Source organism: Pseudomonas sp. GW821-FHT01E10, from assembly GCF_059422365.1.
This window is the reverse complement of the sequence record NZ_JBWKWT010000002.1, coordinates 302,198-322,312: the sequence shown is the minus strand read 5'-3', so window position 1 is coordinate 322,312 and position 20,115 is coordinate 302,198. Positions and strand designations below refer to the sequence as shown.

The window sequence follows — 20,115 nt, the reverse complement described above, 5'->3', positions numbered from 1 at the left end:
GACAAAAGGATCGGCTCTTGCCGTGCCTTTTGCGTCGCGCTCTGAGAAAATGCCCGCACTTTTTTTCCGGATGCCGACATGACTGCCCTGAAGAACGACCGTTTCCTTCGCGCCCTGCTCAAGCAACCCGTAGACGTCACCCCAGTGTGGATGATGCGTCAGGCCGGTCGCTACCTGCCGGAATACCGCGCCAGCCGTGCCAAGGCCGGTGACTTCATGAGCCTGTGCATGAACCCGGCGTTCGCTTGCGAAGTCACGATGCAACCGCTCGACCGCTATCCGCAACTGGACGCGGCGATCCTCTTCTCCGACATCCTGACCATCCCCGATGCCATGGGCCAGGGCCTGTACTTCGAGACCGGTGAAGGTCCACGCTTCAAAAAGGTCGTCAGCACCCTGGCTGACATCGAAGCCTTGCCGATTCCTGATCCACAGAAAGACCTCGGCTACGTCATGGACGCAGTCAGCACCATCCGCCGCGAACTGAACGGCCGTGTGCCGCTGATCGGTTTTTCCGGCAGCCCATGGACCCTGGCCACCTACATGGTTGAAGGCGGTTCGTCGAAAGACTTCCGCAAGACCAAGGCCATGCTCTACGACAACCCGCAAGCCATGCACCTGCTGCTGGACAAGCTTGCGCAGTCGGTCACCTCGTACCTCAATGGCCAGATCCTGGCCGGCGCACAAGCAGTGCAGATCTTCGACACCTGGGGCGGAAATCTCTCGGCGGCGGCGTACCAGGAATTCTCCCTGGCCTACATGCGCAAAATCGTCAGCGGCCTGATCCGCGAACACGAAGGCCGCAAAGTGCCGGTCATCCTTTTCACCAAAAATGGCGGCCTGTGGCTGGAAAGCATCGCCGACGCCGGCGCTGATGCGCTGGGCCTGGACTGGACCTGTGACATTGGCGAAGCCCGCCAACGCGTCGGCAACAAAGTCGCCCTGCAAGGCAACATGGACCCGACCGTGCTTTACGCCAAGCCAGAGGCCATCCGCACCGAAGTCGGCCGGATCCTCGCCAGCTACGGCAAGGGCAGCGGCCACGTGTTCAACCTCGGCCATGGCATTACGCCGGAAGTCGATCCGGAGCACGCAGGCGCTTTCTTGCGCGCGGTGCATGAGCTGTCGGCGCAGTATCACGAGTGATCGTCGCCCGATAAAAAACGCCCGGCATTTGCCGGGCGTTTTTGCATCAAAATCAAAAAGATCGCAGCCTTAAGCTTTCAAATTCTCCAACGGCGGCAACTTCGCCAATTTCAACGCCACCAACAGCGCAATCACCAGCAATTCGCTGATGAACAGCCCGATCCCGTTCCAGCCACCCAGATGCCAGGCCATACCGCCCGCCGTACCCGCGATACTCGACCCGGCGTAATAGCTGAACAGGTACAACGACGTCGCCTGCCCCTTGGCCTTGGTCGCGCGACGACCGATCCAGCTGCTGGCCACCGAATGCGCGCCGAAGAAGCCGAAGGTGAAGACCAGCATGCCGAAGATCACTACTGGCAGGGGCGTAAACATCGTCAACGCAAGGCCCGCGAGCATCACCACAATGGTTGCCCAGAGCACTTTGCGCCGGCCGAGCTGGTCGGCCAGGGCGCCGATTTTCGCCGAACTGTAGATGCCCGACAGGTACACCACCGAGAGTAGCCCGACGAAGGCCTGGTCCATGTGATACGGCTCGGCCAGCAGGCGATAGCCGATGTAGTTGAACAGGGTAACGAACGCGCCCATCAGCACGAACGCTTCGACAAACAGCAGCGGCAGGCCGGCGTCGCGAAAGTGCATGGTGAAGCCGTCGAGCAGGCTACGCGGGTGCAGCGAGCGGGCGCGGAAGTTGCGCGATTCGGGGAGGATTTTCCAGAACACCGCGGCGGCAATCAGCGCCAGGCCGCCGATGACCAGCATTGCCGTGTGCCAGCTGACGAAGTCGATCAGCACCCCGACGATCAAGCGTCCACACATGCCGCCGATGGCATTGCCACCGATGTACAAGCCCATGGCCAGGCCAATGTGCTGCGGGTGGATCTCTTCGCTCAGGTAAGTCATCGCCACCGCCGCCAGACCGCTCAACGACAGCCCGACCAGCGCCCGCATCACCAGCACGCCTTGCCAGCTCGGCATCATCGCACTGGCCATGGTGCACAGTGCGGCGGCGAACAGTGCGGCGACCATCACCGGTTTACGCCCGATGCGATCGGAGATGGGGCCGGTGATCAGCAAGCCGATGGCGAGAAGGCCGGTAGCGACCGACAGGATCAGGCTGCTCTGGGCCGCATTGATGGAAAACTCGCGGGACAGCAGCGGCATCATCGGCTGTACGCAGTAGAGCAGGGCAAAGGTCGCGAAGCCTCCGGAGAACAGCGCCAGCACCGTGCGCATAAACATCGGTGTGCCTTTCTCGATGTAGATCTCGTTGTGTTCAGCGACGACATCATTCAGCGCGGCGGGCGGGATTTCATGGGCGAGTGGGGCGACAGCAGTTTTCACTTCGGACCTCGGAGGACGCAGCCGGTCAGGCAATGAAAAAATCATATAGCTGGCTAATGTTTCTATCCAATATATTGTTCGACCTGTTTGATAGGTTTAACGACCTAATGGAGTTTTCATGGAATTGCGTCACCTGCGCTACTTCATTGCCGTCGCCGAAGAACTGCATTTCGGCCGCGCCGCCCAAGTGCTGGGCATCTCGCAGCCGCCGCTGAGCCAGCAGATTCAGGCGCTGGAACAGGAAGTGGGGGCGCGTCTGTTCGAGCGGACCAATCGTCGGGTCGAGTTGAGTGAGGCCGGTCGGCTGTTTCTGGAAGAGGCGCGGCTGGTGCTGGCGCAGGTCGACAAAGCGGCGGATGTGGCTCGGCGGGCACAACTTGGTGAATTGGGTGAACTGAAGATCGGCTTCACCTCGTCGGCGCCGTTCAACTCGACCATTCCCCAGGCGATTTTCTCATTTCGCCAGCGCTTCCCGGCGGTGCACCTGAACCTGCGGGAAATGAGCAGCACCCAAGTGGCCGATGCGCTGGTGGACGAGTCGATCGAGGTCGGCATCATGCGACCGTTGGGCTTGCCGGACTCCCTCAGCGTGGTGGAACTGATGCGTGAGCCATTGGTGGCGGTGCTCAGCTCCAAGCATCCGCTGGTGGATGGCAGCGAAGAAGGTCTGTTCCTGTCCGCCCTGGCCCTCGAGCCGTTCGTATTTTTTCCGCGCAGCTATGGCAGCGGTCTGTACGCACAACTGCTCACTCTGGCGCGGGACGCCGGCTTCAGCCCGCACTTTGCCCAGGAGGCGGGCGAGGCGATGACCATCATCGGGCTGGTGGCGGCGGGTTTGGGGGTATCGGTGTTGCCGGCGTCTTATCAGCGGATGCGCATTGATGGCGTGGTGTATCGGCCATTGCTCGATCCAGAGGCGATTTCGGCGGTGTGGCTGGTGCAGCGCAAGGATCAGAAGTCGCCGATGGCCAAGGCGTTTGTGGAGTTGTTGACGCGTAAGGTTGAAGGGAAGTGAAAGCGAGCAAATCACCGCACTCAGGACACTTCAAGTAATGGATCCGTCCTAGTGATTTATCTGAGTTTTAGGCAATCAAAGCCGCGGTACGCAACGCTCTTGGCCTGTGATGCCATCAGAGGTGGCACAGTTGGGCGAGTCGCCACCCGTTGTCTCCCGTTAAGTTTCAAGCAATACTGCCCGCGTTCCCGAAAGGGGCTTGTGAGACTCTGAGGATCCTGGGTAACCAGCCATCGCAGAGCCAGGCAGGTACCGGGCGATGACAAGCCGACCTGTTTGTGAAAGGGCGCCGAAAGGCGCCCTTTGTCGATTCTGGCGTTACTGAACCTTCGCCAAATCCCCTTTCAGCGCAACCCCGGTAATGATCGCCCCTGCGTGGCTCGTTTACGACCAGCGGCGGAAGATCAACGAGGTGTTGACCCCACCAAAAGCGAAGTTGTTGTTCATCACGTACTGGTTGCTCATCTGCCGGAATTCACCGCGCAGGTAATCGAGCTTGCCGCACTGTGGATCGACCTCGTCGAGGTTGAAGGTGTGCACGTACAGGTCGCGGTTCATCATTTCGATGCTGAACCAGGACTCCAGCGCGCCGCAGGCTCCCAGGGTGTGGCCGAGGAAGCTCTTCTGCGAGCTGATCGGCATGTGTTCGCCGAACAAACTGTTGGTCGCCAGTGTTTCGGCAATGTCGCCCTGCTCTGTAGCGGTGCCGTGACCATTTACATAGCCGATGGCGCTTGGGTCGAGCCCGGCGTCTTCCAAAGCCAGCTCCATGGCCCGGCGCATGGTGATCAGCTCGGGGCGGGTGGCATGCTGGCCGTCGGCGTTGCTGCCGAAACCGACGATCTCGGCGTGGATGCGGGCGCCACGCGCCAGGGCGTGTTCGAGCTCTTCGAGTACCAGCATGCCGCCGCCCTCACCGATGACCAGGCCATCGCGGCCGCTGTCGTAAGGGCGCGGGCTGGTTTGCGGGGCATCGTTTTTCAGGCTGGTGGCGTAGAGCGCATCGAACACCATGGCCTCGGTCGGGCACAGCTCTTCGGCGCCGCCGGCGAGCATCAGCGGCAGGCGGCCGAACTTGATCGACTCGTAGGCGTAACCGATGCCCTGGCTACCGCTGGTGCAGGCACTGGAGGTCGGGATCAGTCGGCCGGTGAGGCCGAAGAAGATGCTGATATTCGCTGCCGTGGTGTGCGGCATCATCCGCACGTAGGAGTTGGCGTTCAGGCCTTCGGCCACCGAATTGAGCAACATTTTGCCGAACGCCTTGATCTCGTCGGTGCTGCCGGTGGACGAGCCGCAGGACACGCCCATGCGCCCGTCTTTGATCGACTCATCATCCAGCAGCCCGGCGTCCGCCAGGGCCTGTTCTGCAGCGCCGACTGCCAGCCGCGATACCCGGCCCATGCTGCGCAGTTGCTTGCGCGTCCAGTGGCCGGGCACCTCGAAGTCGTCTATCGGCCCGGCCAGGCGGGTATTGAGTTCGGTAAAGCGATCCCACTCGTGCATGCGACGAATGCCGCTGCGGTTGGCGGCGAAGTTGGCGGCGATGGTGTCCCAGTCGCTGCCCAGTGAGGTGATGCCGGCCATGCCGGTGACGACGACGCGCTTCATCAGCACAGGCCTCCGTTGACGGCCAGAACCTGCCGGGTGATGTACGAAGCTTCCGCCGACATCAGGAAATTCACTGCGCTGGCCACCTCTTCCGGGGTGCCCATGCGTTGTGCGGGGATCATTTTCATCAGTTCTTCCACCGGCACGTTTTCATCGAGCATCGCCGTGTCGATCAGGCCGGGTGCGACACAGTTAACCGTGATTTTGCGCTTGCCCAGCTCAATCGCCAATGCCTTGGCCGCGCCGATCAGACCGGCCTTGGACGCGCTGTAATTGACCTGCCCGCGATTGCCGATCAGCCCGGACACCGAAGTAATGCAGACAATCCGCCCGGCGGCGCGACGACGGATCATCGGCATCATCACCGGGTGCAGCACGTTGTAGAAACCGTCGAGGTTGGTGCGCATCACCACATCCCAATCCTCCTCGCTCAGGGCCGGAAAAGCACCGTCGCGGGTCAGGCCGGCGTTGAGCACCACGCCGTAATAGGCGCCATGGGCTTCGACATCGGCTTCAAGGATCGCTTTGCAGCTGGCGCGGTTGCTGACGTCGAATTGCAGGATGCGCGCGTTGCGGCCCAAGGTTTTCACTTCGGCTTTGACGGCTTCGGCGTCCGCCAAGCCGCTGCGGCAGTGCAGCACGATGTCATGCCCGGCCCTGGCCAGACGCAATGCGATGGCGCGGCCAATACCACGGCTGGAGCCGGTGACCAGTACGGATTCAGTCATCACTCGACTCCTTGGGATTCATGTAGATATTGAGCGGCTTGAGGCGGGCGGAACACGTTCAGCCGAGCGGTCGCGTGGATGCCGGGGGCGGTGATGTGGCATTCGAATACACCCATGCCGTTATCGTCTTCCAGCGAGCGTATCCCGTGGATAGTCAGCTCGGTGCCGGCGGGGAAGTGTTCCACGTTGCATTCGAATTTGCGGCTGCCGAGCAGGAAGCCCAGTTCCACCGCATTGCCTTTCTGGCGCGCATGGCAACCGGCATAAGCGGCGACGCTCTGGGCCATCAGCTCGATGCCGACCCAGGCCGGCAGACTGCCGTCGGGGCGATTGAACAGGCCGCCGGGTTTGACGGTGAGTCGGGTATAGATCTGCTCGTCGTCGAACGACAGGATCTGATCGATGAGGATCATGTCGCCGGCATGGGGCAGCAATTCGGCGAGCGGCCAGGTAATCATGAGGCGTCTCCGATAATCAGGCTGACGTTATTGCCACCAAAGGCAAAGGAATTACTCATCAGGTAGCGGGGTGCAATGGACGTCAGGTGGTCGGTCGGGGTCACCCAATGCAACGCCGGCAACTCGGGGTCGGGCTGCCCGTCCCAGACATGGGGCGGCAGGGCATGCTCGTGGTTATCCGCGCTCAGGCTCAACCAGCAGAACGCCGCTTCCAGGGCACCAGCGGCGCCGAGGGTATGGCCGGTCATCGGTTTGGTCGATGAGCAAGGCACGCCTTGTGGAAACAGCGCCGTCACAGCCAGGCTTTCCATGGCGTCATTGTGTTGGGTGGCGGTGCCGTGCAGGTTCAGATAGCTGATCTGTTGGGGTTGCAGGCCTGCGCGGCTCAAGGCTTTGTGCATGGCTTGCCGGGCGCCACGGCCGGTGGGTTCCGGCGCGGAAATATGGTGTGCATCGGAGCTGGCGCCACTGCCGAGCAAAGCAATCGGTTGGCTGCTGCCGGCGGTTTTGCTCATCAGGAACAGCACCGCGGCTTCGCCGATATTGATGCCGTTGCGGTTCGCCGAAAACGGGTTGCAGCGTTGCTCGGACACCGCTTCCAGGGCCGAGAAACCGTTGAGGGTCAGCTTGCACAAGCTGTCGACACCACCGCACAACACGGCATCGCACATGCCCAGGTCGAGCAGCCGCTGGGCACTCATCAGCGCGCGGGCGCTGGAGGTGCAGGCGGTGGAGATCACATAGGCCGGGCCGCTCAATTGCAGCCAGTCGGCGAGAAACGTCGCCGGAGCGCCGAGCTCTTGCTGCTGATAGTCATAATCGGCCGGGAAGTGATGTTCGCGGATGTAATGGGCCAGGCCGCGGCTGGCTTCGTCGATGCCTGAGGTGCTGGTGCCCAGAATGACGCCGATACGGTCGCGGCCGTAGGTCTGGATCGCCTGCTCGATGTCTTGGCGAATTTGCAGCGCGGCCTCCAGCAGCAATTGGTTGTTGCGACTGCTTTGATGAGCCAGCTCAGCCGGAATCGGTGCCAGCTCACCACGCACCGCCGCCACGGGCAACGAGCGCTCCGCGACCCAGCCGGCCTCGTTGCGTATGCCCGAGCAATCGCCGGCAAACAGGTTGCGGGCGACTTCCTGCTTGTCGCGGCCGAGGGCGCAGATTACCCCGAGGGCATTCAGGTAAGCGGTCATGGCGTGTTTTCGCCTAACGGGGTGACGCGATAATGCGGGCCTTGGGACACGTTCAATTCAAAGCTCGGTGGTTGCGAAAGACTTGGTTGTGAATAGCGGATATTCCAGCGCGCTGACAATGACCGTTGCCCGTCATGCTGTCGGGCGGCGGGATAGTTGCCGTGCAACTCGCCTTCGGGGGTCAATGCAAACAACAGGGCGGCGAACAGCTCCCGGGCTTCCGGATTGGGTGGTAGCAGACCGTCGGCTTGCCATTGGCCATCGATCAGTTTCTGTCGTGCCACGGGAATCCCCAACGGGTCCATCATCGACCAGCGAATGCCCGGGCCTTCACGCTGGATCACCAGGAGCCAGTCCTGACGCTGCTCGGCCATCTGCCGTTCGATATGCAGTTGCAGTGGCAACGCCAGGTTCGGGGTTCGCTCGGGCAGCGGCGTCTGGCTGGCACAGGCGCTCAGTAGCAGGACACAACCCAGAAGCAGGAAACGGATCATCAGACACTCTCTTCAAGGGGCTTGCGCGCGACCACATTGACCAGGGTTTCTTCCCGTTGGCCAAAGGGTTTTGGCTGGCGCAAGCCGAAGCGTTCGAGCAGGCCGAAATCCTTGGCGCGACTCCACCACAAGTAAGGGTAAGACACGTTTTTCGGGCTAAATTCAAAACCCTGCCGACGAATCATCTCCAGGTAGCCGGCGGCACTCTTTTGCACGTGCATCGGGTGGCGGAACAACCAGCGAATCACCCACGTATCAATGTAAGCCTCGGTGGACTCGGCGAACAGCAGATAACCGCCCGGCTTGAGCACCCGATAGAACTCGGCCAGGGCCTGATCCTGATCGACAAGATGATGGAAAGTCTGGTGACAGAACAGCAGATCGACACTGGCGTCCGGCACTTTAATGCTCGCGCAGTCACTGCCGATCAGCTCTACCTCCATGCCCTGGCGGGCCGCTTCTTCGCCGCTCAGGTTCAGGCTGTGAGGGTCGGCATCCAGTCCGATCAGATGCTTGGGCGCGAAGGTCTGGCGCAGGTACTGGAACGATTTGCCCTGGCCGCACCCGGCGTCCAGCAAGACCGGATTGCTGGGCAACGGTGTGCTGAACAGGCTGCGCAAGTCATTGATCGCCACTCGCAATACATGGTGCTGCCAGGTGTGGCTGCGCAGGAACCAGAAGCCGAAACGGGTTTCTTCGACGTAGTTGTCGCTCAAATAACTCATGTCGCTTCCCTGGCGCACAGGTCTGAGATCATCCGCAGTCGACGTTTGGCTTCGCTGACGAACGGGTTGCGTTCATCCCAGGCATAACCCGCGAGGATCGAGCTGATCATGCGGCGAATATCTTCTGTACCGCCCTGATAGAAAATCACATCCTGAAAAGTCCCTGCGTACCAGCCTTCGACGTAGCAACGGAAGGTGTCGACGCCGCGCTTGAGCGGTTCGGCGAATTCGGTCTGCCAGTCGACGCTTTCACCTTGCAGTTGGCGGTGCAACATCCCGGCGGCCATGCTCGCCGAACGCATGGCGATGGTCACGCCGGAGGAGAACACCGGGTCGAGAAATTCCGCGGCATTGCCCAACAAGGCGAAGCCAGGGCCATGCAGGGTTTTGACGTTGGCCGAATAACCGCCGATGGTCCGCGCAGGGGTATCCCACACCGCATTGTTCAGCACCCCGGCCAGGCTTGGCGTTTCGGCGATGAAGCCGCGCAGGCAGTCGTCCAGATTCTCGGTGCGGCCTGCGAAGTGTTCGGCGGCTGCCACGACGCCCACCGAGCAGCGACCGTTGCTGAACGGGATGGTCCAGAACCAGATGTCGCGCTGGGTCGGATGGGTGGTAATGAGGATTTTTTCCCGTTCGAAAGCCGGGCTGTCGATACAGTCTTCGACGTGGGTGAACACGGCTTGGCGCACCGGAAAGTTCGACGGTGCCTCAAGGTCCAGCAAGCGTGGCAGTACGCGACCGTAGCCGCTGGCATCGAGCACGAAATCGGCCTCGACGCGGTATTGGCTGCCATCTTCGCGAAGCACATCGAGCTGCGGTTTCGCCAAGCTGAAATCAACGCTGACGATGGCTTCGCCGTAACGGACGTCGACTCCCTGCAGTTCAGCCTGATCGGCCAGCAGTTTGTCAAAGTCGGCGCGCTGGACCTGGAAGGTCGTCGGCTTGCCGTTGCTGAACGTCTCACCGAAATCGAAGGTGCTGTACTGATCGCCCCAGGCGAATGCCGCACCGTTCTTCAATTGGAAACCGGCCGCATTGACCGCGTCGAGCATGCCGGCTTCTTCGACGAAATCCAGGCAGTGGGACAGCAGGCTTTCACCGATGGAAAACCGCGGGAAATGCTGGCGTTCGATCATCAGCACATCATGGCCTTTGCGCTTGAGCAGCGCGGCGGCGATGGCGCCCGAGGGGCCGGCACCGATCACCACCACCTGACGACGTTCCATTTCAACTGTTGACACGGGTGCTCCTTGCCGGGGCGGCGATGTTCAAAGGGATTCGGTGCATGCCGGCGAGTGCCGGCAGCAGGGTTGCGACCAGGCCCATCAACATCAGCGCGAAATACAGCTCGGGGCTGATGAGTTGTTGTTGCAGCAGCAGGTTGAGAAAGACGATCTCGCTCAAGCCGCGGATATTCAGTAAAAGGCTTTCCCGCCAGCGGCTGGCACCTTCAAACGAGACGCCGGCCCAGCCGAGGCCCAGCCAGTTGCCCAACAATTTGCTGGCGATCGGCAACAACAGGAGCGCGGCCAGTTGCACCCCACCGAGACTGTCGAGGGCGCTGTGTACGTTGATCTGCACGATGCCGAACGTGAGGATCAACGGGATGGCGATCCAGGTCTGCAAACGACTCATCCACGCTGTTGGCAATGGCAGTACCAGCGACACCTTGAGCGCGGCCATGCACAGCAGGTAACCGATGCCGAAAATCAGCGCATTGAGCTTGAAGTGCTCGGCGACCACCAGCAGCGCGAAGAAGCAGCCGCTGTGCAGCAACGGTTGGCGCAACCCGAGCAGTCGCAGCAATAACGGCAGACAGGCGCCTGCCAGCGGCAGCAAGAGGCTGCTCAGGTGCAGGCTGCCTTGGGCGAACGCGAACAGGGTCCAGCAAGTCAGGTCGATCAGGATCGCGGTCTGCACCAGGCGTCGGGTGGCGGCGGGCGGGTAGTTGATGTGTCGCAGGTACAGGTACAACACCGGAATCGCGGTGATGGCGAACAACAGACCGACCGCCAGCGAGCTGATCCACGGCTGTGGCGGCAGTAACCAGACCGCTGTCGCCAGCCCGCAGGCAAAGGGAATGCAGAAACTCGGCAGGGCGATTTTCAGGCTCTGGCGATCCAGTCGCAGGTCGATCACGTCGCTGAGGATGTGCCCCAGCAGCAAGGCAAAGCTCAGGCTGTAGAGGTTCTTCAGCCAACCCGGCGAGATCAGGTCGGCACCGCTGAGATGCCAGCCTGGTTCGATCCAGAAATACATCAGCAGCGGCAGGCCGAAGGTTGCCAGCAACAACTGGCTGACGATCGGAATCAGACCGAAACGTCGACCGACGTGGGTGGCCATGGCGAACAACACCAGGGCCATGACCCAGAACGCCGCGACCATCATGCTGCTGGCTCCGCAACCGGGGCGGTGTGGACTTGGCGTCCGGCCCACGGCGCCAGGATGAAGCTGTACGCCAGGCCGAGGCTCACCGATAGGCCGAAGTTGCTCACCGCCGGTGTGCTGGACACCGCCAGCAGGCCAAACGATAGCCATGTGGTTGCGGCTGCCAGCATGGTGCCCAACAGGCTCGCGGCGGCGCCGCCGATCTGTTCGCGCATGAGGATCGCGTAGTCGACGCTGATGGCTGTCACCAGCAGCAGGCCGAACAGGCTGAACAGCGTCAGCGGCTGCCCGAGCCAGCCGAGGCTTGCCAGGCTGCACAGGGCCGCCAGTAGTGGCAGGGAGACAATTCGCAGTGCGCCACCGAGACCGAATGGCAGGATCAGCACCAGCACGATCAATACGCAGGAGGCGAGTTTCAATTCAGCGGCGCTGATTTGAGTTGCGGCAAATACCTTGTTCAGGTCGCCGAGGCGGTCGACCAGTTGCACACCCGGCAAGTCCAGCGCCTGGACCCGCAACAACGCCGGATTGTTCAAACCTTGCAGGCTGACCATCGCGGCCACGCCGTTATCGGTCGGCCCCAGCCACAGGGTGCGGTAGGGCTCGGCCAATGGGCCAGCCAGGGCCGCGTCGATATCTTCGGTGGGCAGCGCCTGTAGCTTCACCAACTCGGCTTGCAGCGCGTCGGCAGGCACGCCAAGCTCGAGCAACGGTTGCCAGAACTGCGGCAGCTTGCCCAGAGCATCACGCACTTTGCGCTGTTCGCTCGGCGGGCTGACCAACTGGTTGAGCGACAGGTAGCCCTGGAGTTTTTCCAGGTTGACCAACTGATCCAGGCGCTCGCTCAGTGCCGTCTGGCGTTCGAGCAACTCCTGGTGATTGGCCGCGCGCACCAGGAAAAACTGGCTGGTGGGTTGATAGCCGGTGATGCGCGCAATGGTCTGGGCTTCGTCCGTCAGTTGCTGCGGTGCGCCGACCCATTGGCGAATGTCGTTTTTTGTTTGCAACTGCAACAGACCGCCAACACAGAACGCGATCAACAGCGCCAGCAACACCGGCGTGCGTACGTATTTGAGCAGCGATTCACGCAGCGCCAGCAAAGACTCGGCAATGCGCATCGGCCATTGCGCCGGACGCAGTTGCGCGCCCTTGAGCAGCGCCGGCAGCAGGCACACCGCTGACAGATAAGCGCCGAGCAGGCCAGCGGCGGAGAACACGGCAATCTGGGTCAGGGCCGGGAACGGCGTCCAGGCCAGGGCCAGGTAGCCGATGCAACTGGTGATCAGGCTCAGCGTCAGCCCTGGCAGGGTCAGGCGCAACGCCGGCCAACTGTGCCAGGGTTTCAGGCTCCAGCTTTTCGACAGGTAATGCAGTGGGTAATCCACCGCCACGCCGATCAGGCTTGAGCCCAGCACCAGCGTCATCACATGCATCTGACCGAACAGTGCCACGCAGGCCACCGCGCCGAACAGCATGCCCACCAGCACCGGGACGAACGCCAGCACCACCCGCCAACGCCGGAAGGCCAGCAACAGCAGCAACAAAATCCCCATCGTGGCGCCGCCACCGACCCAGGTGATCTCGCGCGCGGCTTGCCGTTGACCGCTGGCGGCATACAGCAGGCCGCTGGCAGCGAGCAGTTGCACATCCGCCTGGGCGGCTTCTTCGCGACTGTGCTGGAGCAGGTCAGCCACTTGCAGCGGCAGGTTCATGTCGAATGCGTTGCCGACGGTTCGCGCCCGCAGCATCACCCAGCTCTTGCCGTCGGCATCGGCGACCAGCACGCCGCTGCCGATGTCCAACTGCACCGAACCGCGCTGTGGCTGGCTGTTCTGGATGCGCCCGGTCAGGCCGAGCCAGTCATCCTGGCTCGGCACCAGGCTGAACCCGGTGAAGGGGTCGAACAGGGCTTGTACCCGTTGCTGGATAAAGGCGTCGGGATGCTCGATGAGTTGCTGACGGTCGGCCGCGGACAGCATCGCCAGTCGGCCTTGCAGCAATTGCGTGCGCAGCGCTGGCAAGTCGGCTTGCAGGTTCCACTGGACCTTTTCGAACACGCCGCTGGCTTGCCACTGTTCACCGAGTTTTTGCGCCATGGCGATGGCTTGCTGACGGTCTTTATGGCCGACCAGTACCAGCATTTCCCGGTTCAACGGTTCTTGCATGCGTTGTTCGGCGCGCAGCTCCAGCGCGTCCGGCGCGGTGCCTGGCACCAGTTCCATCAGGTTGGCCGACAGCGGAGTGCCGTCGCGCCACTGCCAACCGGCGAGTGCGAGTACCGCCAGCAGCAGGACCAGGAACAGCCGCGGCAGCATCCGTTCACTCGGCAAAGTCATGTTGCTCCGCATCGCTCAAAGGTTGGGCGCTGGTGCTGTCCTGCATGCGCAACAGGGTTCGGTCACCCTGGGTTTCGAGCAGCTCGATGTTGTGCACCAGTTCGCCGCCGTCAATGTTGATCTGATTGAACACCTGTTTGAGCAGCATCGAACGCGGGGTCAGGGTCAGTTTCCAGTTCTGCGCATCACCACTCAGCGACAGCTCGAAATCCCGTTGCAGGCCACTGCTGTCGCCTTGCAGCACGGCGAGGAACAAACGGTTCTGTTCGGCGCCGGCACTCTTGCTCGGCAGCATTTGCCAGCCGCTGGCATCCCGCCGGGCAATGCCCTTGTCGCTGATGCGGTAATCCTGTTGCAGCGGCGTTTTCAGCAGCCAGAGCAGGCCGTGATTTTTCGCCAGAACGAAGGTGCCCTTGCTGGTCAGCGGCTGGGGCAGGGCGCGCAGGTGTTTTTCCTGGATGAAGTTGCCGTGGATCACATCGGGTTTGGCCAGTTGATCGCTCAGTTGCTGGAGATCGAAGGCCTGGGCCAACGATGAAAGCCCGAGCAACGCTAAAGCGCCAAGGCATTTGAAAAGCGAATTCATGGCAGCACCCTTTCAACCGCGTCGGTAAACACCTTGGGCGAAGCCAACTGCATTTCGCGGCTGCTCATGTCGACGGCAACCTGCACTGAAACAGCGCGGGTCAGACGTTCGCCAGTTGCGAGATCGCTGATCAGGTAATTGATCTTCAGTCGGTTCTCCCATTCCACCAGGCTGGCGCGCACATTCAGCTTCTGGCCGAACACGGCGCCGCGCACATAGCGCAACTGCAAGTCGATCACCGGCCAGGCGTAACCCGACGCAACCATGGCGTCGTAGTTGTGGCCGATCCTGTCCAGCAGCGCACAGCGGGCGACTTCCAGGTATTTGACGTAATGGCCGTGCCAGACCACGTTCATGGTGTCGACGTCAAAGAACGGGACGAGGATTTCCGTATCGGTGTGAAGCACTCCCTTGCTACGCATGCAGCCTCCAGTGTTGCTCGGCGATGCGTTGCAGGCACAGGCGCAATTCGCCTTCCAGGGCACGGTCTTCGATGACCGGCGGGAAGTCCTTGGCCAATTCCTCGTGCATCGCGGCCAGGGCCGGTGGCAGTGGACGCGCGTCTTCAGCCTGGCCGCGCAGCCACACGCCTTGATTGGCGGCCAGCAGCGTGGCGGCGGCAACCTGTTCGGTCAGCTCCAGCACGCGGATGGCGTCGCGGGCAGCGATGGTGCCCATGCTGACTTTGTCCTGGTTGTGGCACTCGGTGGAGCGCGAGAAGACGCTGGCCGGCATGGTGTTTTTCAGGGCTTCGGCGGTCCAGGCGCTGGTGCCGATCTGCACGGCCTTGAAGCCGTGATTGAGCATCGCACGGTCGGCGGTGGCGCCGGACAGGTTGCTCGGCAAGCCATGGTTGTAGCGTTCGTCCACCAGCAGCGCGAGTTGACGGTCGAGCAAGTCGGCGACGTTGGCCACCAGGTTTTTCAGGCTGTCCATGGCGAACGCAATGTGGCCGCCGTAGAAGTGCCCGCCGTGCAGCACGCGTTCGGCTTCGGCGTCGATGATCGGGTTGTCGTTGGCGCTGTTGAGTTCGATCTCGATGAACGAGCGCAGCCAGTTCAGACTGTCGGCCAGCACACCGAGCACGTGTGGTGCGCAACGCAGGGAGTAACGGTCTTGCAGGCGATGCAGCGGCGCGGTCGGCGCGTCGATCGCCAGATCCTTGCGCAGCCACGCGGCAACTTGCATCTGCCCGGGATGGGGTTTGGCGGCGAACAGGCGCTCGTCGAAGTGCTCCGGGTTGCCCTGCAAAGCGACCACGTTCAGCGCGGTGATGCGCGTGGCCAGTTGCAGCAGGTAATCGGCACGGGCGTAAGCCAGGCACGCAAGGCCGGTCATCACGGCGGTGCCGTTCATCAGCGCCAGGGCTTCCTTGGGGCGCAATACCAGCGGTTGCCAACCCAGTTCCTTGTGCACATCAGCCGCTTGCCGGCGTTCGCCGCGGAACATCACTTCGCGCTCGCCGGACAAGGTCGCGGCGACGTAGGACAGCGGCGTCAGATCACCGCTGGCGCCCACGGAACCTTCTTCCGGAATCAGTGGCAGGATGTCGTGTTCGAGGAACGCTTGCAGGCGCTCCAGCAACTCCACGCGCACCCCGGACACGCCCTGGCACAGCGACTGTAAACGTGCCGCCAGCACCGCACGGGTGGCCTGGGCATCGAGCAGTTTGCCCAGGCCGCAGCCGTGGAATGTGTACAGATGACGAGGCAGGGCTTCGACGTGGTGCAGCGGCACCGCCACCACACAGGAATCGCCATAACCGGTGGTCACGCCATAGATCACGCCTTCCTTGTCCAGCAGGGAGTCAAGGAACTGCGGACCCTTGGCAATGCGCTGGCGAAACTCGGGGTCGCCCTGCAACTGCGTCGGCACCTGACGGTTGGCCAGGGCCAGCACGTCTTCGATGCACAAAGGGAGTTCGCCGAAGGTTACCGGCTCAAGCGTTGGCGTCGTCATCGGTCTTCCAGAAAGGGTAAAAGTTGAACCATTGTTGGGGCGCTTCGAGGCAATAGTGACCCAGGCGTTCGGCGTAGCGGGAGGCCCACTGATGAATGACCTGTTCGCGTTCGCTGCGTTTCCACACCACCGCCTCGGTGAACGGTTCGAGGGTCAGTCGATAGTCGCCCGTGGGCTTCTTCAGGCACAGCAGCAGATTGACCGGGCATTTCAGCAAACCGGCCAGCAGCCACGGGCCTTGCGGGAATGCTGCCTGGTGACCGAGAAAATCCACCGTCACGCTGCGCCCGCCATGCAGCGGCACACGGTCGCCGGCAATTGCCAGCCACTCGCCGCGCTCCAGGCGCTCATGCAGTTGCAGCATGATCACCGGGTCGAGCTCGCTGACCTGGATCAGCCGCAGATTGGTTGCCCCGGCTTCGCCCAGCAGGCGGTTGAACTGCTCGGCGTGCTTGGTGTGCACCAGCACGTTCATGGTGACTTTCTCGCCGATCTCGGCCAGTGCCCGGCAAACCTCGAGATTGCCCAGGTGCGCGCCCACCAGCATCTGCCCGCGTGTGCCGCGCAGTTTATTGCGCAGCAGCGCCGGGTCGATGATTTCGATCTGCTCGATGCTCAGCTTGCCGTTCCACACGTCGAGTTTGTCGAGCATGGAATCGGCGAAGGCCATGAACTGGCCGAACACCCGCCAATGAGTCGGACGCAATTCGCTGCGCCCGCTCCAGTCGGCGAGCCGCTGCTGGTATTGCCAGGCGCTTTGGCGGGCGCTGCGTCCGAACAGGAAAAAGTACAGCACGATGCCGTAGAGCAGCGGGCTCAGCAGGCGTCGGCCCAGGACCTTTGCGCAGAATGCGGTGAACTTCATCAGCCAGAAACTGCCACGCTCCTGGCGGTCGGCCCAGTGCTGTTTGTCTGCGTTGCCGTTCATGCCCGCCACCGTCGCCAGAGGATCACCGGTGCTCGCAGCAACATGCCGAAGAACAGCCGGGTGTGCATGCTCGTAATCAGTACGTTGTCGTAGAACAGACGGAAATGTGAAACGCCATCCAGAGGGTAATGGACCCTGGTTTTCAGCCACTGCATCGGCAGATTGCGCCAGGCCAGGCGCACCAGGATGTCGGAGTCGAAGTCCATGCGCTTGCCGATCCTGGCCGAGTCGATCAGTGCCAGGGTTGGCGGTAACGGATAGACACGGAAGCCGCACATCGAGTCGCGAATCTGCAGTGACAGGGTGTTGATCCAGACCATGACGTGAGTCAGGTAGCGCGCGTACAAACGACCTTTCGGCACGCTGGCGTCGTATTGCGGATAGCCGCAGATCACCGCCTCGGGATGGTTGCGTGAGTATTCGATGAAGACTTTGACGTCTTGCAGGTCGTGCTGGCCGTCGGCGTCCACCTGCAAGGCATGGCTGAAGCCCAGGCGCGAAGCCTCCCGCAGACCGGTCATCACTGCGCCGCCCTTGCCCTGATTGATGGTGAGCCGGATCAGATAAACCCTGTCGCGCTGCGCCAGTTGGTCGAGTACCTTGGCGCAGGCGGGGCTACTGGCATCGTCCACCAGAATGCATGGCAGGTCACAGGCTAGCAGCGCATCGACCACGGCAGTGATGGCGGTTTCGTGGTTGTAGACCGGGATTATGGCGCAGGGGTTATGCATCGCTGGCAGCCTCCAGCAAAATCCGCCCGCTGGAGCAGGTGGCGGTTTCGTTGCGATAGGCGAAATACAATTTGCCGCGCGCCGGGTCGAAGCGCAGGTGCAACTGGATTTCATCGCCAGGGCGCACCAGTTGCTGGAATTTCAGCACTTCCATGCCGGCGAATTTTGCCGGCAGGTCCATCAATTGCTGGCCCAGGCTCAATGCCCACTCCACTTGCACCACGCCGGGCAATACCGGCGCCCGGGGAAAGTGTCCGCTGAAATACGCCAGGTCCGGCGGGACGGCCAGTTGCAGGCTCCACTCACCATCGGCTTCGACCTGCTCCAGCACTTGCGGCGCCTTTGGGCGGGGCGCCAGCAGCAAGGCTTCAACCTCAGCCTGGGGCAGTTTGCCCTGCGCGTTCAGCGGCAACTGCCGCAACAGGCGCCAGCGTCGTGGCAGGGCCAGCGTTTCACAGTGCTGGCTCAGATGCTGACGCAACGCTTGCGTGAGGCTGCGTCGTCCCTGATTGCGCAACGCGTGCATACCTCGCTCGCTGAGCACCAGCAACGCCCCCAATGAGGCGCGGTTTTCCTGAACCACTCCCAGGCGCGCTTCGGCGACCCAGGCGTGCGCCATCAGCGCGTGTTCGAGCATGGGTAGCGAGATACGTTTTTCTTCCAGTTTGACGATCCGGTCCAGCCGCCCCAACAGCTCGAAACGGCCGTCGGCTGCGATGCGCGCGGCATCGGCGGTGTGTTCGATATGACCTGCCGGCAGGTATGGCGATGCGATAAGCAGGGCGCCATCGCTGTCCTGGCTCAGCTCCACGCCGGCGAAGGGCTGCCAGAGATCCTGGCCTTGACGCCAGGCGATGCCGCCGGTTTCCGAGCTGCCGAGGATCTCGGTCGGCCATTGTTGCAGGCGTTCGTACAGGCTTTGCGAGGCTTCGGCGGGTAACGCGCCACCGGAGGAGAACACTCGGCGCACTGCGCTCAGCGCTGGCCAGTCGAGGTTGTCGCCCATGCGCTTGAGCAATGCCGGGCTGGCGACCCAGGCGAAGGCCGGGTGTTCGCGGCTGGCGCGTTGCAAGTCTTCCGGGAAAGCCAGTTGCTTGCGCACGAACGAACGCCCGGCGCACAGCGGCCACAGCACCCGAAACAGCAAGCCGTAGATGTGCTGGGTGGCGACGCTGCCGATGATGCAGGCTTCGCCCAGATCTGCGCCCCACAAGTGCTCCAGCGCTTCGACTTCATTGGCCAGTTGGCGCAGGGTTTTGTCGATGCGCTTGGGTTCGCCACTGGAGCCGGAGGTGCACAGGCTCAGCTGACAACGATCCAGGTCCAGCGGGTGGGCTGGTAGCGGCGGATGCCGATAATCGCTCAGGTGCGCATCGTCGGTCTGATCGGTCAGCCACAGATCGACCTCGGTCGACCAGCGCTGGCGCGTCTGCGCTTGCAGGTCGGCGGGCAGCAGTACGCTGATCCCGGCACGCCAGGCGCCGAGCAGGGCAATGGCCAGGTCGGCGGCGTCTTCAAGGTGCACGGCGATGCGCTGCACACCCTGGGCTTGCAGGCCGGCAGCCAGGCTCAGGGCCCGGTCGCACAATTGCGCGTGATTCAACGCGGGCTCGGCCGTCACGGCACGCTCCGGCTGAGCCTTGAGCAGCAGTTGCTCAAGTTTTATCCAATTCATGGGTGGCCTCGTACCCGTTGTCGTATCAGCCATTCAATGGCAAACATCAGGCCGATCAATCCATAGGAGATCAGGCCGGTGTACAACATCCACCAGCTCAGCGGCGCCCAAAGGGTCAGGGCGGCGGCGCACAAACCGTTGCAGAGAAAAAACACGCTCCAGGCAATGGTCACCTGGCGGGTGTAGCGAATGGCCCTGGGCGGTAAATCCGGTTCTCGCAGGCGGGCCAGGCGTTCGACCATCGGCGGGCCGTATTTCAGGCTAAGACCGAACAGCACCAGCATGAACGCGCTGATCAGCACCGGGTACCAGCGCAGCAGCACCGGGCTGTCGAACGCTGCCAGCAGCAGGCAGAAGGCGATGGCGACCGTGGACATCCACAGGCTGCCGGGGCGCCGTTCGCCGGTCAGCGCTCGCGCCAGCCACAGGCTGCCCAGCAGCAGACCGAACTGCCACGGGGCAAAATGCTCCATGCCGAAATACACCGCAAAGGGGTACAGCAGGCCTGCGAGCAGCAGGCCAAGGCCAATCAGTCGGCTCATGCGGCGGGCTGAACCAGACGGTAGACCGCCTCGACCACGTCGCTGACGGTACGCACCGATTTGAATTCTTCGGCGGCGATTTTCTTGCCGGTCTGGCGTTTGATGTGATCGATCAGGTCGACCGCATCGATGCTGTCGATTTCCAGATCCTGGTACAGGTTGGATTCCAGGCTGATGCGCTCGGGGTCCAGCTCGAAGAGTTCGACCAGAGCATCGCGCAGGGTGTTGAAAATATCGTCACGAGTTTGCATGG

Annotated in this window: 20 protein-coding genes; 2 read left to right on the top strand and 18 right to left on the bottom strand. The window is 62.2% G+C overall.

Annotated features, from left to right (window positions below):
- Positions 1-78: 78 nt before the first annotated feature.
- Positions 79-1,146 (top strand): uroporphyrinogen decarboxylase, encoded by a 1,068-nt coding sequence (hemE, locus tag AC07V0_RS05170; protein WP_138866669.1) that lies wholly within the window; start codon positions 79-81, stop codon positions 1,144-1,146.
- 69 nt (positions 1,147-1,215) lie between these two features.
- Here hemE and AC07V0_RS05165 read toward each other — a convergent pair whose 3' ends face one another.
- Positions 1,216-2,490 carry an MFS transporter gene (locus AC07V0_RS05165; RefSeq protein WP_495019472.1) on the bottom strand — a complete coding sequence of 425 codons (1,275 nt, stop codon included), beginning with the start codon at positions 2,488-2,490 and terminating at the stop codon, positions 1,216-1,218.
- Between the two features lie 118 nt (positions 2,491-2,608).
- On the opposite strand from AC07V0_RS05165, the gene AC07V0_RS05160 reads away from it, so the two are divergent.
- Positions 2,609-3,505, top strand: coding sequence for a LysR family transcriptional regulator (locus AC07V0_RS05160; RefSeq protein ID WP_086944120.1), 897 nt, complete (start codon positions 2,609-2,611; stop codon positions 3,503-3,505).
- A 384-nt stretch (positions 3,506-3,889) separates the two neighbouring features.
- Here AC07V0_RS05160 and AC07V0_RS05155 read toward each other — a convergent pair whose 3' ends face one another.
- The 17 genes from AC07V0_RS05155 to AC07V0_RS05075 are packed head-to-tail and all read right to left on the bottom strand — an operon-like array spanning position 3,890 to position 20,113.
- Entirely contained in the window at positions 3,890-5,116 is a 1,227-nt protein-coding gene (locus tag AC07V0_RS05155; RefSeq protein ID WP_495019471.1) for a beta-ketoacyl-ACP synthase, read from the bottom strand.
- A complete protein-coding gene (gene fabG, locus AC07V0_RS05150) occupies positions 5,116-5,844 on the bottom strand; it encodes a 3-oxoacyl-ACP reductase FabG (protein WP_495019470.1) in 729 nt (242 codons plus the stop codon). The genes AC07V0_RS05155 and fabG overlap by 1 nt, the downstream gene beginning before the upstream one ends.
- Entirely contained in the window at positions 5,844-6,302 is a 459-nt protein-coding gene (locus AC07V0_RS05145) for a hotdog family protein (RefSeq protein ID WP_018928602.1), read from the bottom strand. Before AC07V0_RS05145 ends, fabG begins: the two co-directional genes overlap by 1 nt.
- Positions 6,299-7,495, bottom strand: a complete 1,197-nt coding sequence (locus AC07V0_RS05140; RefSeq protein WP_064615935.1) for a beta-ketoacyl-[acyl-carrier-protein] synthase family protein — start codon at positions 7,493-7,495, stop codon at positions 6,299-6,301. Before AC07V0_RS05140 ends, AC07V0_RS05145 begins: the two co-directional genes overlap by 4 nt.
- Complete coding sequence (locus AC07V0_RS05135) at positions 7,492-7,989, bottom strand: DUF3261 domain-containing protein (protein ID WP_018928600.1); 498 nt, start codon at positions 7,987-7,989, stop codon at positions 7,492-7,494. The genes AC07V0_RS05140 and AC07V0_RS05135 overlap by 4 nt, the downstream gene beginning before the upstream one ends.
- Entirely contained in the window at positions 7,989-8,714 is a 726-nt protein-coding gene (locus AC07V0_RS05130) for a class I SAM-dependent methyltransferase (protein ID WP_495019469.1), read from the bottom strand. The genes AC07V0_RS05135 and AC07V0_RS05130 overlap by 1 nt, the downstream gene beginning before the upstream one ends.
- A complete protein-coding gene (locus AC07V0_RS05125; RefSeq protein ID WP_495019468.1) occupies positions 8,711-9,958 on the bottom strand; it encodes an NAD(P)/FAD-dependent oxidoreductase in 1,248 nt (415 codons plus the stop codon). The genes AC07V0_RS05130 and AC07V0_RS05125 overlap by 4 nt, the downstream gene beginning before the upstream one ends.
- Positions 9,945-11,105, bottom strand: a complete 1,161-nt coding sequence (locus AC07V0_RS05120) for a cation:proton antiporter (RefSeq protein ID WP_495019467.1) — start codon at positions 11,103-11,105, stop codon at positions 9,945-9,947. Before AC07V0_RS05120 ends, AC07V0_RS05125 begins: the two co-directional genes overlap by 14 nt.
- A complete protein-coding gene (locus AC07V0_RS05115; protein WP_495019466.1) occupies positions 11,102-13,441 on the bottom strand; it encodes an MMPL family transporter in 2,340 nt (779 codons plus the stop codon). Before AC07V0_RS05115 ends, AC07V0_RS05120 begins: the two co-directional genes overlap by 4 nt.
- Entirely contained in the window at positions 13,425-14,027 is a 603-nt protein-coding gene (locus AC07V0_RS05110; protein WP_018928595.1) for an outer membrane lipoprotein carrier protein LolA, read from the bottom strand. The genes AC07V0_RS05115 and AC07V0_RS05110 overlap by 17 nt, the downstream gene beginning before the upstream one ends.
- Positions 14,024-14,449 carry an acyl-CoA thioesterase gene (locus tag AC07V0_RS05105; RefSeq protein ID WP_018928594.1) on the bottom strand — a complete coding sequence of 142 codons (426 nt, stop codon included), beginning with the start codon at positions 14,447-14,449 and terminating at the stop codon, positions 14,024-14,026. Before AC07V0_RS05105 ends, AC07V0_RS05110 begins: the two co-directional genes overlap by 4 nt.
- Complete coding sequence (locus AC07V0_RS05100) at positions 14,442-15,986, bottom strand: HAL/PAL/TAL family ammonia-lyase (RefSeq protein WP_019581878.1); 1,545 nt, start codon at positions 15,984-15,986, stop codon at positions 14,442-14,444. Before AC07V0_RS05100 ends, AC07V0_RS05105 begins: the two co-directional genes overlap by 8 nt.
- Positions 15,967-16,914: a lysophospholipid acyltransferase family protein gene (locus AC07V0_RS05095; RefSeq protein ID WP_018928592.1), complete on the bottom strand. Its 948-nt coding sequence runs from the start codon at positions 16,912-16,914 to the stop codon at positions 15,967-15,969. Before AC07V0_RS05095 ends, AC07V0_RS05100 begins: the two co-directional genes overlap by 20 nt.
- Positions 16,911-17,645, bottom strand: a complete 735-nt coding sequence (locus AC07V0_RS05090) for a glycosyltransferase family 2 protein (protein ID WP_018928591.1) — start codon at positions 17,643-17,645, stop codon at positions 16,911-16,913. The genes AC07V0_RS05095 and AC07V0_RS05090 overlap by 4 nt, the downstream gene beginning before the upstream one ends.
- Positions 17,638-19,320, bottom strand: a complete 1,683-nt coding sequence (locus AC07V0_RS05085; RefSeq protein WP_018928590.1) for an acyl-CoA synthetase family protein — start codon at positions 19,318-19,320, stop codon at positions 17,638-17,640. The genes AC07V0_RS05090 and AC07V0_RS05085 overlap by 8 nt, the downstream gene beginning before the upstream one ends.
- Positions 19,317-19,862 carry a COG4648 family protein gene (locus AC07V0_RS05080; RefSeq protein ID WP_018928589.1) on the bottom strand — a complete coding sequence of 182 codons (546 nt, stop codon included), beginning with the start codon at positions 19,860-19,862 and terminating at the stop codon, positions 19,317-19,319. Before AC07V0_RS05080 ends, AC07V0_RS05085 begins: the two co-directional genes overlap by 4 nt.
- Positions 19,859-20,113: an acyl carrier protein gene (locus tag AC07V0_RS05075; protein ID WP_007936741.1), complete on the bottom strand. Its 255-nt coding sequence runs from the start codon at positions 20,111-20,113 to the stop codon at positions 19,859-19,861. Before AC07V0_RS05075 ends, AC07V0_RS05080 begins: the two co-directional genes overlap by 4 nt.
- Positions 20,114-20,115: the final 2 nt, after the last annotated feature.

Bases quoted from the DNA above. Each gene is read 5' to 3' on its own strand.
- AC07V0_RS05160 (WP_086944120.1), top strand. From the start codon at position 2,609: ATGGAATTGCGTCACCTGCGCTACTTCATTGCCGTCGCCGAAGAACTG.
- AC07V0_RS05155 (WP_495019471.1), bottom strand. From the start codon at position 5,116: ATGAAGCGCGTCGTCGTCACCGGCATGGCCGGCATCACCTCACTGGGC.
- hemE (WP_138866669.1), top strand. From the start codon at position 79: ATGACTGCCCTGAAGAACGACCGTTTCCTTCGCGCCCTGCTCAAGCAA.
- AC07V0_RS05100 (WP_019581878.1), bottom strand. From the start codon at position 15,986: ATGACGACGCCAACGCTTGAGCCGGTAACCTTCGGCGAACTCCCTTTG.
- AC07V0_RS05115 (WP_495019466.1), bottom strand. From the start codon at position 13,441: ATGACTTTGCCGAGTGAACGGATGCTGCCGCGGCTGTTCCTGGTCCTG.
- AC07V0_RS05085 (WP_018928590.1), bottom strand. From the start codon at position 19,320: ATGAATTGGATAAAACTTGAGCAACTGCTGCTCAAGGCTCAGCCGGAG.
- AC07V0_RS05080 (WP_018928589.1), bottom strand. From the start codon at position 19,862: ATGAGCCGACTGATTGGCCTTGGCCTGCTGCTCGCAGGCCTGCTGTAC.
- AC07V0_RS05075 (WP_007936741.1), bottom strand. From the start codon at position 20,113: ATGCAAACTCGTGACGATATTTTCAACACCCTGCGCGATGCTCTGGTC.
- AC07V0_RS05120 (WP_495019467.1), bottom strand. From the start codon at position 11,105: ATGATGGTCGCGGCGTTCTGGGTCATGGCCCTGGTGTTGTTCGCCATG.
- fabG (WP_495019470.1), bottom strand. From the start codon at position 5,844: ATGACTGAATCCGTACTGGTCACCGGCTCCAGCCGTGGTATTGGCCGC.
- AC07V0_RS05110 (WP_018928595.1), bottom strand. From the start codon at position 14,027: ATGAATTCGCTTTTCAAATGCCTTGGCGCTTTAGCGTTGCTCGGGCTT.
- AC07V0_RS05105 (WP_018928594.1), bottom strand. From the start codon at position 14,449: ATGCGTAGCAAGGGAGTGCTTCACACCGATACGGAAATCCTCGTCCCG.
- AC07V0_RS05145 (WP_018928602.1), bottom strand. From the start codon at position 6,302: ATGATTACCTGGCCGCTCGCCGAATTGCTGCCCCATGCCGGCGACATG.
- AC07V0_RS05090 (WP_018928591.1), bottom strand. From the start codon at position 17,645: ATGCATAACCCCTGCGCCATAATCCCGGTCTACAACCACGAAACCGCC.
- AC07V0_RS05135 (WP_018928600.1), bottom strand. From the start codon at position 7,989: ATGATCCGTTTCCTGCTTCTGGGTTGTGTCCTGCTACTGAGCGCCTGT.
- AC07V0_RS05130 (WP_495019469.1), bottom strand. From the start codon at position 8,714: ATGAGTTATTTGAGCGACAACTACGTCGAAGAAACCCGTTTCGGCTTC.
- AC07V0_RS05140 (WP_064615935.1), bottom strand. From the start codon at position 7,495: ATGACCGCTTACCTGAATGCCCTCGGGGTAATCTGCGCCCTCGGCCGC.
- AC07V0_RS05095 (WP_018928592.1), bottom strand. From the start codon at position 16,914: ATGAACGGCAACGCAGACAAACAGCACTGGGCCGACCGCCAGGAGCGT.